General features: G+C 68.9%; 15 protein-coding genes. 12 read left to right on the top strand and 3 right to left on the bottom strand.

Going from position 1 to position 14,649, the window contains the following annotated elements:
• Nucleotide 1: 1 nt before the first annotated feature.
• The gene (gene ftsY, locus ACFQZQ_RS09420; RefSeq protein WP_386812490.1) at nucleotides 2-1,285 is read right to left on the bottom strand and encodes a signal recognition particle-docking protein FtsY; all 1,284 of its coding nucleotides are present in this window, start codon (nucleotides 1,283-1,285) and stop codon (nucleotides 2-4) included.
• Between the two features lie 103 nt (nucleotides 1,286-1,388).
• Here ftsY and rsmD point away from each other — a divergent pair, with 103 nt between their 5' ends.
• From rsmD to ACFQZQ_RS09455, 7 genes are all read left to right on the top strand, one after another.
• Nucleotides 1,389-2,003: a 16S rRNA (guanine(966)-N(2))-methyltransferase RsmD gene (gene rsmD / locus ACFQZQ_RS09425; protein WP_386812491.1), complete on the top strand. Its 615-nt coding sequence runs from the start codon at nucleotides 1,389-1,391 to the stop codon at nucleotides 2,001-2,003.
• Between the two features lie 71 nt (nucleotides 2,004-2,074).
• Nucleotides 2,075-2,575 carry a pantetheine-phosphate adenylyltransferase gene (gene coaD, locus ACFQZQ_RS09430; RefSeq protein WP_386812492.1) on the top strand — a complete coding sequence of 167 codons (501 nt, stop codon included), beginning with the start codon at nucleotides 2,075-2,077 and terminating at the stop codon, nucleotides 2,573-2,575.
• Nucleotides 2,576-2,596: 21 nt separating this feature from the next.
• The gene (locus ACFQZQ_RS09435) at nucleotides 2,597-3,088 is read left to right on the top strand and encodes a hypothetical protein (protein WP_386812493.1); all 492 of its coding nucleotides are present in this window, start codon (nucleotides 2,597-2,599) and stop codon (nucleotides 3,086-3,088) included.
• Between the two features lie 122 nt (nucleotides 3,089-3,210).
• Entirely contained in the window at nucleotides 3,211-3,459 is a 249-nt protein-coding gene (locus tag ACFQZQ_RS09440; protein WP_386812494.1) for a YfhL family 4Fe-4S dicluster ferredoxin, read from the top strand.
• A gap of 33 nt (nucleotides 3,460-3,492) precedes the next feature.
• A complete protein-coding gene (gene ggt / locus ACFQZQ_RS09445) occupies nucleotides 3,493-5,235 on the top strand; it encodes a gamma-glutamyltransferase (RefSeq protein ID WP_386812495.1) in 1,743 nt (580 codons plus the stop codon).
• Nucleotides 5,236-5,410: 175 nt separating this feature from the next.
• Nucleotides 5,411-6,301, top strand: a complete 891-nt coding sequence (locus ACFQZQ_RS09450; RefSeq protein ID WP_386812496.1) for an MBL fold metallo-hydrolase — start codon at nucleotides 5,411-5,413, stop codon at nucleotides 6,299-6,301.
• Entirely contained in the window at nucleotides 6,298-7,014 is a 717-nt protein-coding gene (locus ACFQZQ_RS09455; protein WP_386812497.1) for a TMEM43 family protein, read from the top strand. Before ACFQZQ_RS09450 ends, ACFQZQ_RS09455 begins: the two co-directional genes overlap by 4 nt.
• A 7-nt stretch (nucleotides 7,015-7,021) precedes the next feature.
• Here the strand turns inward: ACFQZQ_RS09455 and upp are convergent, their stop codons facing one another.
• The gene (upp, locus tag ACFQZQ_RS09460; RefSeq protein WP_386812498.1) at nucleotides 7,022-7,654 is read right to left on the bottom strand and encodes a uracil phosphoribosyltransferase; all 633 of its coding nucleotides are present in this window, start codon (nucleotides 7,652-7,654) and stop codon (nucleotides 7,022-7,024) included.
• 99 nt (nucleotides 7,655-7,753) lie between these two features.
• Complete coding sequence (locus ACFQZQ_RS09465; RefSeq protein ID WP_386812499.1) at nucleotides 7,754-9,274, bottom strand: aminotransferase class III-fold pyridoxal phosphate-dependent enzyme; 1,521 nt, start codon at nucleotides 9,272-9,274, stop codon at nucleotides 7,754-7,756.
• 93 nt (nucleotides 9,275-9,367) lie between these two features.
• On the opposite strand from ACFQZQ_RS09465, the gene ACFQZQ_RS09470 reads away from it, so the two are divergent.
• The 5 genes from ACFQZQ_RS09470 (at nucleotide 9,368) to secD (ending at nucleotide 14,644) form a co-directional block, all read left to right on the top strand.
• Nucleotides 9,368-9,799: an Lrp/AsnC family transcriptional regulator gene (locus ACFQZQ_RS09470; protein ID WP_386812500.1), complete on the top strand. Its 432-nt coding sequence runs from the start codon at nucleotides 9,368-9,370 to the stop codon at nucleotides 9,797-9,799.
• Between the two features lie 68 nt (nucleotides 9,800-9,867).
• On the top strand, nucleotides 9,868-10,941 hold the full coding sequence (queA, locus tag ACFQZQ_RS09475; protein ID WP_386812501.1) for a tRNA preQ1(34) S-adenosylmethionine ribosyltransferase-isomerase QueA: 1,074 nt from the start codon (nucleotides 9,868-9,870) through the stop codon (nucleotides 10,939-10,941).
• A gap of 76 nt (nucleotides 10,942-11,017) precedes the next feature.
• On the top strand, nucleotides 11,018-12,151 hold the full coding sequence (gene tgt / locus ACFQZQ_RS09480) for a tRNA guanosine(34) transglycosylase Tgt (protein WP_386812502.1): 1,134 nt from the start codon (nucleotides 11,018-11,020) through the stop codon (nucleotides 12,149-12,151).
• Nucleotides 12,152-12,296: 145 nt separating this feature from the next.
• On the top strand, nucleotides 12,297-12,638 hold the full coding sequence (gene yajC / locus ACFQZQ_RS09485; protein WP_386812503.1) for a preprotein translocase subunit YajC: 342 nt from the start codon (nucleotides 12,297-12,299) through the stop codon (nucleotides 12,636-12,638).
• A 137-nt stretch (nucleotides 12,639-12,775) separates the two neighbouring features.
• Nucleotides 12,776-14,644, top strand: a complete 1,869-nt coding sequence (gene secD / locus ACFQZQ_RS09490) for a protein translocase subunit SecD (RefSeq protein ID WP_386812504.1) — start codon at nucleotides 12,776-12,778, stop codon at nucleotides 14,642-14,644.
• Nucleotides 14,645-14,649: the final 5 nt, after the last annotated feature.

Below are 14,649 nucleotides of genomic sequence, written 5' to 3' on the forward strand. Positions count from 1 at the left end.
GTCAGGCGCCGAGCGTGCCCGGCAACAACGCATCGACGAACGCCTCGGCATCGAACACGCGCAGGTCCTCGGGACGCTCGCCGATGCCGGCGAAGCGGATCGGGATGCCGAACTCGCGCGCCAGCGCAAACACCACGCCGCCCTTGGCGGTGCCGTCGAGCTTGGTCACCACCAGCCCGGTCACGCCTACCGCGGCATGGAACTGGCGCAACTGCGACAACGCGTTCTGCCCGGTGGTGCCGTCGATCACCATCAACACCTCGTGCGGCGCACGTGGGTCGACCTTGACCAGCACGCGCTTGATCTTGCCCAACTCGGCCATCAGCCCCTGCTGGGTGTGCAGGCGCCCGGCGGTGTCGGCGATCAGCACATCGGTGCCGCGCGCCTTGGCCGCCTGCAATGCGTCGAACGCCACCGACGCGGCGTCGCCACCCTTGCCCAGCGCGTTCTCGCCCTGCGCGATCACCGGCACGCCGTTGCGGTCGCCCCAGGCCTGCAGCTGCGCGACAGCGGCCGCGCGGAAGGTGTCGCCAGCGGCAAGCATCAGCGAGCGGTTCTCGTCCTTGAAGCGGCGCGCGAGCTTGCCGATCGTGGTGGTCTTGCCGACGCCGTTGACGCCGACGGTCAGCAGAACGAAAGGCTTCGCTTCCGGGTCGATCCGCAGCGGCACCGCGACCGGCGCCAGCATCGCCAGCAGCTCCGCACGCAACGCGCCGAGCAGGGCCTGGGCGTCGGCGAACTCGCGCGACTTCATGCGCCGGCGCAGCGCCTCGAGCAGTTGCGTGGTCGCGGCGACGCCGACGTCGGCGGTGAGCAGCGCGGTTTCGATCTCGTCGAGCAGGTCGTCGTCGAGCTTGGGGTTGCGCGAGAACAGCCCGCCCAGGCTACGCGCGAAGCCGCTGCCGCGCAGGCGTTCGCGCCAGCCGGGCTTGCCGGGCGCGGCGGCAGGCTTGTCCTGGGTGGTCGCGTTCTCGACCTGCAGCTGCGCGGCCGGCGCGGGCAACAGCTCCGCGCCGGCGGGCGCGCTGACGAAGGGTTCGACATCCATCGCCGCGGCGATGATTTCCGACGGGATGGCCGGGCTCGCGGCCGACACCTCGAATGGCGCGAGCTGCGCGGGCGCCGTCGGTGCGGACGCTGTCGTGCCGGGATCGCTGCTCGCGGGCATCGTCTCGCTGCGACGGGCGTCCGGAAACGCGGCCGCCAGCTCCTCGGCGCTGTAGCGGCGTTCGGAGCTGGCGGGCGGGGAGGGATCGGGCTTCTTGCGGCGAAAAAAACTAACCATCGAAACTAACCATCAGAACGGACCATCGAAGGCTGACCGGCGAGGCGCGGGCGGGGATGCGCGACAATGCGCACATGCTAGCACCGGCCCTCCGGCACCTCCGATGAAGACCCCATCCCGGCGAGGCCTCGCCAGACCTGCGCGTGCCAGCCCCCCGGCCATGCGCGCCGTGGGCGCGGTCCGCCTGATCGGAGGCCAGTGGCGCGGCACGCGCCTGGCGGTGCCCGACGCGCCCGGCCTGCGACCGACCGCCGATCGGGTGCGCGAAACGCTGTTCAACTGGCTCGCGCCGATGTTGCCCGGCGCGCGCGTGCTCGACCTGTTCGCCGGCAGCGGCGCGCTCGGGCTGGAAGCTGTGTCGCGCGGCGCGGCCGCGGCGGTGCTGGTCGAACGTGATCCAGGGCTGGCCGAGGCGTTGCGCACGGTTGCCGCGCGCCTGCCCGGAGGCGAGGCGCTGCGCGTGGTCCAGACCGATGCGTTGGCCTGGCTGGGATCGGCGCCCACGCAGGCGTTCGATCTGGTGTTCGTCGATCCGCCGTTCGCCGCGGGCCTCTGGGATGCGGTACTGCCCGCGCTGCTGCCGTGGCTGTCGGCCGATGCCTGGCTGTATCTGGAGACGCCCGGCGAGGCGGTCGTGGACATGCCGCCGCCGTGGGCGCTGCACCGCGAAGGCCGCACCCGCGAGGTCCGCTACGCCCTGTACCGGCGCCTGCGGTAGCCGCCATGGCCGCTGATACACTTGCCGCAGACCGGCCGGCACGCGCGCCAGCCCCCTCGAACGACGATCGAATGACCGCGGCCCAAAACCGAATCGCCGTTTACCCCGGCACCTTCGACCCGATCACCAATGGCCACATCGACCTCGTCGACCGTGCCGCGCCGTTGTTCGAGCACCTGATCATCGGCGTGGCCGAAAGCCCGGGCAAGAGTCCGGCGCTGCCGCTGCAGTTGCGCGTCGACCTCGCCCGCGAGGCGGTCGCGCACCACGCCAACGTCGAGGTGCGCGGGTTCGATTCGCTGCTCGCCCATTTCGTCGCCGACCTGGGCGCCGGGGTGCTGCTGCGCGGGCTGCGCGCGGTGTCCGACTTCGAATACGAGTTCCAGCTGGCGAGCATGAATCGCCACCTGATCCCGGAAGTGGAGACGTTGTTCCTCACTCCGGCCGAGCAGTACGGTTTCATTTCTTCATCGCTGGTACGCGAAATCGCCCGCCTCGGCGGCGATGTTTCGGGTTTCGTGCCACCAGCGGTAGCCGCCGCGCTGCAGGCCCAATGGCAGCGCACCAAGTAATCCAATGACACGGGGAATCCGATGAAAACCACCACCCGCCTGATGCTGATCGCCTGCCTGGCGCTGCCGTTCCTGGCCGCGTGCAAGAAGGAAGAAGCCGCGCCGGTCGCTGCCGTGCAGGCACCGCTGGTCGCGCCGACCGGCACCGAGAGCGCCGACTGGGACAAGTACCTGCAAGAAGTGGTGACCCGAAACATCGATGGCGCCACCAGCGTCTACCTCTACACGCTGCCGTCGGAGACCTCGGCCGATTTTGCCGGCGAGTACGCGCGCCAGCTGGAGAAGGCCGAGGCCGACGTCGCCCGCGGCGGTGTCGAAGGCACGCTGCTGGCCTACGGCTCGCAGAACTCGGCCAAGTCGGCCGACCTCGCGATCGCCGCGTTTGCCAAGGCGCAGGCCGGTTCGATGAAGGGGGTCAAGGTGCTGTTCATCGGCGCGCCGGCGGACAGCGAGCGCGTCAAGGCGGCCGTGGTTGCGTCGGGCGCCGAGTTCAAGTTCATCGAAGCCAAGTGACGCAATGGCCCCGTGCGCGTTGCGCACGGGCCATTGCGTCATCCCGAACACAGTGAGGGATCTGCTTCGCGCGCGATCGTCGGCAAGCAGATTCCTCACATCCGGTTCGGAATGACAACACCATGTCGCTCAAGATCAACGAACTTTGCGTCAACTGCGACGTCTGCGAACCGGCCTGTCCCAACCAGGCGATCTCGCAGGGCGAAACCATCTACGTGATCGATCCGGCGCGTTGCACCCAATGCGTGGGTCACTTCGACGAACCGCAATGCGTGGTCGTCTGCCCGGTCGAGTGCATCGACCCCGATCCGGCCCATCCCGAGTCCACCGAACAGTTGCTCGCCAAGCTGGCGCGGCTGCAGCCCTTGTGACGCAGGCGAAATGAAGCAACAGGAGCAAGTGCAATGCGCGTGGAGCTGACTGTGTGTCGAGGCCTGTTGCTCGCGGCCGGTTTGCTACTCTCCACGACATCGCCTGCTGCGCAGGCAGCACAGGCCGACGCCAAGCCCGCGTCGCCCCACGCAACCCCCAAACACCCACCCGGCGCCGCGATCGCCAGCGCGCATGCGTTGGCGACCCAGGCCGGCCTGGACATGATCCGCGCCGGCGGCAATGCGTTCGATGCGGCGATCGCGGTGTCGGCGACGTTGTCGGTGGTCGAGCCGATCAGTTCCGGCATCGGCGGCGGCGGCTTCTTCCTGCTGCACGACGCCAAGGCCGAGCGCGACGTGTTCCTCGACGCGCGCGAGACCGCGCCGGCGTCGGCGACGCCGGCGGCCTACCTCGACAAGGACGGCGAACTCAACCGCGACCGCGCCACCAACGGCCCGTGGTCGGCCGGCATCCCCGGCCTGCCGGCCGCGCTGGTGCACCTGGCGAACGACTACGGCAAGTTGCCGCTCAAGACGACGCTGGCGCCGGCGATCCGCATCGCCCGCGAGGGCTTCGAGGTCTATCCGCGGCTCGAGAAGGGCTACGGGAGCCGCCGCGAGGTGATGGAACGCTACCGCGGCACGCGCGCGGTGTTCCTCGCCGACGGCACGCCGCCGACCGCGGGCGAGATCCTCAAGCAGCCCGATCTCGCGCGCACGCTGCAGTTGCTGGCAGACAAGGGCTTCGACGGCTTCTACAAGGGCGAGATCGGCAACAAGCTGCTGGACGCGGTCAAGCAGGAAGGCGGCAAGTGGCGCGCCGACGAGCTGGCCGGCTACAGGATCCGCGAGCGCGACCCGATCAAGTTCCGCTACCGCGGCTGGCAGGTCACCACCGCGCCGCCGCCGTCGTCCGGCGGCGTCGCGATCGCGCAGATGCTGCAGATCCTGCAAGGCTGGGACCTGGCCAAGCTCGACGCTGCCCACCGCACCCACCTGGTCAGCGAGGCGATGCGCCGCGCCTACCGCGATCGCACGATCTACCTGGGCGACCCGGATTTCGTGAAGATGCCGCTCGCGCGCCTCACCAGTGCCGATTACGCCGCCGGCCTGCGCGCCGGCATCCACCCGGAAAAGGCCACGCCCAGCGCGTTGCTGTCCGGCCTGCCGGCGCCGCTGGAAGACGACGAGACCACCCATTTCTCGATCATCGACGCCGACGGCAACCGCGTCGCCGCCACCCAGACGGTCAACCTGCTGTACGGCTCGGGGATGGTCGCGCCCGGCACCGGGGTGCTGCTCAACAACGAGATGGACGATTTCGCGCTCAGGCCCGGCACGCCCAACGCGTTCGGGGTGATGGGTTTTGCGGCCAATGCGCCGCAGGCCGGCAAGCGCATGCTCAGCTCGATGACGCCGACGTTCATCGAGTCGGACGCGCAGCTGGCGGTGATCGGCGCGCCCGGCGGCAGCCGCATTATCACCCAGGTGCTGCTGGCGATCCTGGGCTACGACGCCGGGCTGGGCGCGCAGCAGGTTGCCGCGTTGCCGCGCTTCCACCACCAGTGGATGCCGGACGCGATCTCGGCCGAACCCGGCGCGCTCGACGCCGGCACGGTGCAGGCGCTGCAGGCGATGGGCCACACCGTCAACGCCGGCGAAACGAACTGGGGCAACCTGCAGACGGTGGTCTGGGACAAGGCGTCCGGTACGCTCGACGGCGGCAGCGACCCGCGCAATCCGGTCGGCAAGGCCGAAGTCATCCCGCGGCCCTGAGCGGCGACATCCCCAGCCGCCATCGCGAACCCACCGTCCGGCTGCAACCGCGCAGCTGAACACACGACGCGCGTCGCGTCGCTCCGAGCCGTCAACACGCCCCGGTTCCCCTGCACGGCGGGATCGTCGATCATGGCGGCAACGGCATCGAAGCCGCCATGACGTGGAGCGGACGATGAAACTCTGGTCACTGATCGGCAACAGCCAGAAACTCGACGGCGGCGCGATGTTCGGCAACGCGCCGCGCGCGATGTGGGCCAAGTGGTCGCCGCCCGACGAGCACAACCGCATCGAGCTCGCCTGCCGCGCGCTGCTGGCCAGCCCGCTCAACGGCAAGACCGTGTTGTTCGAGGCCGGCATCGGCGCGTTCTTCGAACCGAAACTGCGCGAGCGCTACGGCGTGGTGGAGCAACGCCACGTCTTGCTCGACTCGCTGCAGGCCGCGGGTTTCCAGCCCGATCAGGTCGACGTCGTGGTGCTCTCGCACCTGCATTTCGACCACGCCGGCGGGCTGCTGGCGCCGTGGGTCGAAGGCCAGCCGCCAGCGCTGTTGTTCCCGAACGCGACTTACCTGGTTGGCCGCGAACACTACGAGCGCGCCCTGCAACCACACCCGCGCGACCGCGCCAGCTTCATCCCCGAACTGCCGGGCCTACTCGAGGCGACAGGGCGGCTGGAACTGGTCGACGGCGCGCATAGCCAAGCGCTCGGCAACGCCGTGCGCTTCCATTACAGCGATGGCCACACGCCGGGGCTGATGCTGGCGGAGATCGTCGGCCCCGAGGTCGTCGACGGTCAGCCGCACGGTGGCGTGGTGTTCTGCGCCGACCTGATCCCGGGCCGGCCGTGGGTGCACGTGCCGATCACGATGGGCTACGACCGCAACGCCGAGTTGCTGATCGACGAGAAGCAGGCTTTCCTCGCCGACAAGCTCGCGCGCAACGTGCATCTGTTCTTCACCCACGACCCGGGCTGCGCGCTGGCGCAGGTGGTGCGCGACGAGAAAGGCAAGTTCGCCACCGCGCACGAGGTGGCGCAGTTGCACGCGAGGCCGTTGTCGGCATGAAGGCCTGGTGGCTGTCGTCGGCGTGGCTGCTGGCGACCACGGTGGCCGTTGCGCAAACCGTGCCGGAGGACGCGCCGCGACCCGGGAAGGTGCTGCGCGACGTCGATTTCGGCGTCACCAGCAGCCAGTTCGGCTTGGAGCGCCGCGTCGAGATGTACCAGTGGCGCGTCGATGGCGACGCGGGCGCTGGCAACTACCAGCGCGTCTGGAACAGCGCGCGCATCGATTCTTCCGGGTTCGCGCCCGGGCACGAGAACCCGCCCGACCTGCCGCTCGACAGCCAGCGCTGGTGGTCGCAGCAGGCCACCCTGGATGGCAAGCCGATCGATCTCGCGGTGCTGCGCACGCTGGGGCAATGGCGGGGTTTCCGGCCGAACTTCTCGCAGCTGCCGGGCAACCTGGCGGCGACGTTCCAGCCCGAGGGCGACGGCTTGGGCAGCAGCGAGAACCCGCTCGACCCGCAGATCGGCGACCTGCGCGTGGGCTGGAGCGAACTGGTATTGCCGCCGTTGGCCGGCAAGGTCGAACTGCGCGACGGACGTTGGCGATTGTCGCCCAAGGCCGCCGCGGCGGTGATGCCGCCAGCTGAGCTGACCGCCGAAGTCAGCCCGCCCGATCCATCCACACCACGGCGATGGCCGTGGGTCGTCGGTGGCCTGCTGCTGGTTGCCGGGCTGCTGCTTGCCTCGCGCCGCAACCGCGGCAGGTCCTGACGCGCGCTCAGTCGTTCTTGGTGCCGAAGATCTTGTCGCCGGCGTCGCCCAGCCCGGGCAGGATGTAGCCGACCTCGTTGAGGCGCTCGTCGATCGACGCGGTGTAGACCTCGACATCGGGATGCCGCGCTTCCAGCGCGCGCAGGCCTTCGGGTGCGGCGACCAGGAACAGGCCCTTGATGCGCTTGCAGCCGGCCGCCTTGAGCATGTCGACAGTTGCGATCAGGGTGCCGCCGGTGGCCAGCATCGGGTCGAGGATCAGCGCGGTGCGCTCGTCCATGCGGGCGGTGAGTTTCTCGTAGTAGCCAACCGGCTGCAGCGTGTGCTCGTCGCGCTGCAGGCCGACCACGCCGACCTTGGCGGCCGGGATCAGTTCCAGCACGCCAGGCAGCATGCCCAGGCCCGCGCGCAGGATCGGCACCAGGGTGATCTTGCGGCCCTTGATGCGGCGCGTGGCGACCGGCCCGGCCCAGCCGTCGACGACCGCGTCCTCGGTCTCCAGGTCGGCGGTGGCCTCGTAGGTCAGCAGGGTCGCGACTTCCGACGCCAGCTCGCGGAACTCCTTGGTGCTGTTGCCGACCCGGCGCATCAGCCCGAGTTTGTGCTGCACCAGGGGATGGCGGACTTCGACGATCTTCATGGATGACCCGCGCGGAATTTTTGACGAGCCTAGCGCAGAAACGCGAAAGGCCGGATCGCTCCGGCCTTTCCCAGGTGTTGCCGACGACGCGAGCAAGGCTTACGCGGCGGCCGCCTGCTGCGCGCGCGGGCCTTCCTGCAACGCCCGCCCGACCATGCCCACCAGCAGGTCGATCTCCTCGCTGGTGATGGTGAAGGTCGGGGTGAAGCGCAGCGAGTTGACGCCGCCGTGGATCACGCCGATGCCGCGCTCGCGCAGCCATTCCTCGGTCGAGCCGGCGCCGTAGCACTTGAACTGCGGCGCGAGTTCGCACGAGAACAGCAGGCCGGTGCCCTGGACCTTGGTGATCAGCCCGCCCAGTTCGGCCTTGAGCTTCTCCAGCTTGGCCACGGCCTCGGCGCCGCGCGCGCGGATGTTGTCGCGCAGCTGCGGGGTCACCTGCGCCAGCACCGCGCAGGCCACGTCGAGCGCGCGCGGGTTCGTGGTCATGGTGTTGCCGTACAGGCCTTTCTTGTACAGCTGTGCGGCGTGCGGGCCCACCGCCAGCACCGATAGCGGGTACTGGCCGGCGTTGAGCGCCTTGGAGTAGGTCTCCATGTCCGGTGCTTCGGCGTTCTCGAAGCCCGGGTAATCGATGATCGACAACACGCCGTGCGCGCGCAGGCCGGCCTGGATCGAATCGACCAGCAGCAACGCGCCGTGCGCCTTGGTGAGCTCGCGTGCGGCGTTGTAGAACGCCACCGGCACGCCGCGGCCCGGGTCGCCTTCGCCCATCACCGGCTCCAGGAACATCGCCTCGATGAACCAGCCGTGGGTCTCGGCATCGGCGAAGACCTTCTTCAGCGCGTCGATGTCGTAGGGCTCGACGGTGATCATGCTGTCCTCGCCGCGGAAGCTGGCCAAGTGCTTGACGTAGGCAGCGCGCGAGGAGTCCGAGTACAGCGCAGGGCGCTCGGTGCGGCCGTGGAAGCTGCCCTTGACCACCACGCGCTTGATCGCGCGCCCGGCATGCTTCGCGCCCGGGTCGGTCATCAGCTTGGTGTTGACGTCGGCGATGCGCGCGGCCAGCGACACCGATTCCGAGCCCGAGTTCAGGCACAGAAACTTGTCGTACGGGCAACCGCCGCGATTGGCGCCGATCGCGGCGCGCAGCAGGCGCTCGAAGCGCAGCTGCGAAAGCGACGGCGTCATGATGTTGGCCATCGCCTGCGGCTTGGCCATCGCGTCGAGCATCGCCTTTGGGGCGTGGCCGAAACCGAGCATGCCGTAGCCGCCGGAATCGTGCAGCACCGCACCCTTGAGGGTGATGATCCACGGCCCGCGCGCGGTCAGCGCAATGTACGGGTTGACCGCGTCGTCCGGGTAGAAATTGATGTAGCCGGCTTGGACGGCGTGGACCTGCGCGTCCTCGTCCAGGTCCAGCAGCTCGGCGAAGTCGCCGCGGATGCGCGCGTATTCGGCCGCGGCGGCATCGATTGCTTCGACCAGGTCGGGATGGCTGGCGGCGAAACGGGCGACCGTGGCGTCGTCGAGGCCCGGGGTGCGGCGGGTGCCGGCATGGGAACGCAGAGGGGCGAGTTTGTCGATCACGGCCACGGAAGCCTCCTGGACTGAAGTCATCTGGCTATTATCTGGATAAAACCGTCGATAGACAGTGTGGATTTGGACGAAATAAGTCACCATTTCGTCTAATCGACTAGTTTTCACTGAATTATGAAGATCACCGCCCACGACCAGCAGCTGTTATCCGTGCTGCGCGAGAACGCGCGCGCCTCGACCGCGGAGATTGCGCGGCGCCTGAAGCTGTCGCGGACCACGGTGCAAAGTCGCATCGAGCGCCTGGAACGGCTGGGCGTCATCGGCGGTTACACCGTGCGCGTCCACGACGCCGCCGAGCACGGCCACATCCGCGCCCACATCATGATCACGGTGCTGCCCAAGCAGATGGCGTCGGTGGTCGAGGCGCTACACGCGATGCCCGCGGTGCGCGCCCTGCACTCGGTCAGCGGCGCGTTCGACCTGATGGCCCTGGGCGTGGTGCCCAGCGTCGGCGAAATGGACGAACTGACCGACCGGATCGGCGCCATCGACGGCGTCGAGCGCACCACCTCGGCGATCGTCCTGTCGGCGAAGTTCGAGCGCTGAGGCGGCGCTGGCTCGGAGCGCCGGCCGCAACTCCTTACAATGGCGGGCTTTCCGCCGTGGCGCCGTCCTTGAAGAAGTCCGATTTCCACTACGACCTGCCGCCCGAGCTGATCGCGCAGGCGCCACTGCCCGAACGATCGGCCAGCCGGCTGCTGGTCGTCCCGGCGACAACGAACCACGAGCCGCGCTTCGAGGACCGCGTGTTCCGCGACCTGCCGGAGCTGCTCGCACCCGGCGACCTGCTGGTGTTCAACGACACCCGGGTGATCCCGGCGCGCCTGTTCGGGCAGAAGACCACCGGCGGGCGGGTCGAGATCCTGATCGAGCGCCTGCTCGGCGGCAACGAGGCGCGCGCGCAGCTGGGCGTGAGCAAGTCGCCGAAGGCGGGCGCGCGCATCGCCCTGGATGCCGGCGGGCAGGCCGAGGTGCTGGGTCGCGACGGCGAGTTCTACCACCTGCGCTTCGAGGTCGGCGAGGCGCTGGAAACCTGGTTGCTGCACGCCGGCCGGCTGCCGCTGCCGCCGTACATCCAGCGCGAGCCGGGCAGCGACGATGCGCAGCGCTACCAGACCGTGTTCGCGCGCGAGGTGGGGGCGGTCGCGGCGCCGACCGCCGGCCTGCATTTCGACGAGGCCCTGCTGGCGCGGCTGCAGGCGCGCGGCGTGGAGTTCGGCCACGTCACCCTGCACGTGGGGGCGGGCACGTTCCAGCCGGTGCGCGCCGACAGCCTCGACCAGCACGTGATGCACAGCGAGTGGCTCAATGTCGGCGCCGCCCTGATCGAGCAGATCCGCCGCACCCGCGCCGCCGGCGGGCGCGTGGTCGCGGTCGGTACCACGGTGGTGCGGGCGCTGGAGTCGGCGATGCGCGAGGACGAGCACGGCGAGCGCCAATTGCAGCCGTTCGCCGGCGAAACGCGGTTGTTCATCCTGCCCGGCTATGCGATCCGTTCGGTCGACGCGCTGATTACCAATTTCCACTTGCCGGAAAGCACCTTGCTGATGCTGGTATCGGCGTTTGTCGGCAAGGAGCGGATGTTTGCCGCGTACGACCATGCGATCCGCGAGAGGTATCGCTTCTTCTCGTATGGCGATGCGATGTTGCTGTGGCCGCGCCGGGAAGAGACTCGGTCGCCGGAATGAAGAACGCGCCGCCGCGCGCGGCAGGACTCCACGACCCGTTGCATTGCTTTTCAGTAAAGGAACCAGCTTGAGCCGAATGAACTTCGAACTGCTCGCCACCGACGGCGCCGCGCGCCGCGGGCGGCTGACCTTCCCGCGGGGCACGGTGGAAACGCCGGCGTTCATGCCGGTCGGCACCTATGGCTCGGTCAAGGGGATCATGCCCGAGCACGTCGCCGAACTCGGCGCGCAGATCATCCTGGGCAACACCTTCCACCTGTACCTGCGGCCCGGGCTGGAGGTGATTGCCGAGCACGGCGGCCTGCACGGGTTCGCGCGCTGGAGCGGGCCGATCCTCACCGATTCGGGTGGATTCCAGGTGTTCTCGCTGGCGCACAAGCGCAAGATCACCGAGGCCGGCGTGACCTTCGCCGCGCCGACCGACGGCAGCAAGGTGTTCCTCGGGCCCGAGGAGAGCATGCACATCCAGAAGGTGCTCGACTCGGACGTCGTGATGATCTTCGACGAGTGCACGCCGTACCCTGCCACCGAGGAAGTCGCGCGTACCTCGATGGAGCTGAGCCTGCGCTGGGCGGAACGGAGCAAGCGTGCGCACGAAGGCAACGACGCGGCGCTGTTCGGGATCGTCCAGGGCGGCGTGCACCACGACCTGCGCACACGCTCGGCGGCGGCGCTCAGGGACATCGGTTTCGACGGCTATGCGATCGGTGGCCTTGCGGTCGGCGAGCCGGAGGCCGAGCGCAACGCGATGCTCGAACACACCGCCCCGCAACTGCCCGAAGACCGGCCGCGCTACCTTATGGGGGTGGGCCGGCCCGAGGACCTGGTCGAATCGGTCGCACGCGGGGTCGACATGTTCGATTGCGTGATGCCGACCCGCAACGCGCGCAACGGCCACTTCTTCACCTCGTTCGGCACGGTGCGCATCCGCAACTCCAAGTACGAGCACGACGTGCGGCCGATCGAGGAAGGCTGCGACTGCTACGCCTGCCGCAACGGCTTCAGCCGCAGCTACCTGCGCCACCTGGACCGCTGCAACGAGATGCTCGGGCCGATGCTGGGCACGCTGCACAACCTGCGCTACTACCAGCGGCTGATGGCGCAGATGCGCGACGCGATCGGGCAGGGAACCTTCCAGGCCTTCCGGGAGTCCTTCTACGCCGCACGGGTTGAGTCCCCCTCCCGCCCCGCAGGAGAGGGGCAGGGGTGAAGGCGCGCGAAGTGCCCGATTGCGGCGCAATCGTGGTTTCGAACGCCTCCCTCCACCCTCCGGGCACCTTCTCGCGCCGCCGGGAGCAGGGAGCAGCAAGCCCCGTGGCATAATCCCCGGCTATTTTCGCCCCAGGACATCCGACATGAACCTGCTCGACCTCGTGATCTCCCCCGCCTACGCCCAGGCCGCCGGCCAGCCCGCCCCGGGTGGTTTCGGCATGTCGCTGCTGTTCCCGGTGCTGCTGATCGGCGTGATGTACTTCCTGATGATCCGCCCGCAGATGAAGCGCGCCAAGGAGCACAAGGCGATGCTGGAGAAGCTGTCGCGCGGCGACGAGGTCATCACCAACGGCGGCATCGCCGGCACCGTGTCGGACATCGGCGACAACTTCGTCAGCGTCGAGATCGCCGACAACGTGCGCATCCGCGTGCAGAAGGGCGCGATCGCCAGCGTGCTGCCCAAGGGCACCCTGAAGGCGTCTTGAGAAGACGGCGCGGACTGGAGCCGGCCCGAGGCGCGCCACGCACCTTGAAGTCGGCCTCCAGCGCCGCCAAGACCCACTGAACCACCAATCGACCCACCATTGATTCACGGCAGCCTCGGCTGCCGCAGGGGCATTCGATGTTGACCTACGCGCGCTGGAAATACTTCGTCATCCTGGTCGTCCTGCTGCTCAGCGCGCTGTATGCGTTGCCGATCGCGTTCACCCAGGACCCGTCGGTGCAGGTCACCGCCAGCCGCGGGGCTCCGGTCGACGCGGCGCTGCGCACGCGCGTGGAGGGCGAGCTCAAGCAGGCCGGCGTCGCCGTCAAGGCCGTCGAGCTGGAGAAGGGCGGCAACCTGCTGGTGCGCCTGTTCAACGCCGACCAGCAGGTCAAGGCCGCCGACACGCTGCGCCCGGAACTGGGCAGCGGCTACGTGGTGGCGCTGAACTTGGCGTCGACCCTGCCGAACTGGCTGGAGGCGATCGGTGCCCAGCCGATGCGGCTCGGCCTGGACCTGCAGGGCGGCGTGCATTTCACCATGCAGGTGGACCAGAAGGCCGCCCTCGACAAGCGCCTGGATGCCACCGCCGAGGACATTCGCGTGCAGTTGCGCGACAACCGCGTGCGCTACGAGTCGGTCGAACGCCGTGCCAACAATGCCATCGTCGCCACTCTGGCCAGCGCCGCCGACGCCGAGAAGGCGCGTGGCTTGATCCTGACCAACCAGCCGACGCTGAGCGTCGACGTGGTCGGCAACACCGTCTCGGTGCGGATGACCGAAGCCGAGCTCAAGCGACTGGCGGCCGAGGCGATCGAGCAGAACGTCGGCACGCTGCGCAACCGCATCAACGCGCTGGGCGTCACCGAGCCGATCATCCAGCGCCAGGGCGACGACCGCATCGTGGTGCAGCTGGCGGGCGTGCAGGACACCGCCCAGGCCAAGCGCGTGCTCGGCGCGACCGCCACGCTGGAGTACCGCGCGGTCGTCGAGGGCAATGCCTACGACGCCGTCGCCAGCGGCAACGTGCCGCCCGAGGCGCGCGTCTACTACCGCAAGGAACTCGGTCCCGACGGCAAGCCGATGCCGATTTTGCTCAACAAGCGCGTGATCGCCACCGGCGACCAGCTGGTCGGCGCGACATCGGTGTTCGACTCGCAGACCGGCTCGCCGGCGGTGTCCGTGCGGCTCAACAACGCCGGCGGCCAGCGCATGTTCGACTACACCACCGAGAACGTCGGCAAGCTGATGGCGGTGGTCTACATCGAGCGCATCCCCGAGGTGCGCGTGGTCGACGGCAAGGAAATCCGCACGACCCGCATCAATGAGGAAGTCATCAACGCCGCGACCATCAACGGCGTGTTCGGCAAGGAGTTCCAGACCACCGGCCTGGAGAGCTCCAAGTTCGCCGCCGACCTGGCCCTGCAGCTGCGCTCGGGTTCGCTGGCCGCGCCGATGGACTTCATCGAGGAGCGCATCGTCGGCCCCAGCCTGGGCGCCGAGAACGTCGAGCGCGGCCTGCGCGCGGTGGCCTATTCCTTCGTGTTCGCGCTGGCATTCTTCCTCATCTACTACCGCATGTTCGGCCTGATCACCTGCCTGGCGCTGCTGGTCAACATGCTGATGGTGATCGCGGTGATGTCGCTGTTCGGCGCCACCCTGACGCTGCCAGGCCTGGCCGGCATCGCGCTGACGGTGGGCATGTCGGTCGACGCCAACGTGCTGATCAACGAACGCATACGCGAGGAGTTGCGCCTCGGGGTGCCGCCACAGGCGGCGATCGCCGGCGGCTACGACAAGGCGGCCGGCACCATCACCGATGCCAACACCACCGCCATCCTCGCCGGCATCGCGCTGTTCGCGTTCGGCTCCGGGCCAGTCAAGGGCTTCGCGGTCGCGCTGATCGTCGGCATCCTGACCTCGATGTACACCGCCGTTGGCGTCTCGCGCGGCATCGCCACGCTGATCTACGGCGGTCGCCGCAAGCTCAAGTCGATCGCCATCTGACGGGA

Source organism: Lysobacter koreensis, from assembly GCF_042677045.1.
GTDB classification, from domain to species: domain Bacteria; phylum Pseudomonadota; class Gammaproteobacteria; order Xanthomonadales; family Xanthomonadaceae; genus Lysobacter_K; species Lysobacter_K koreensis.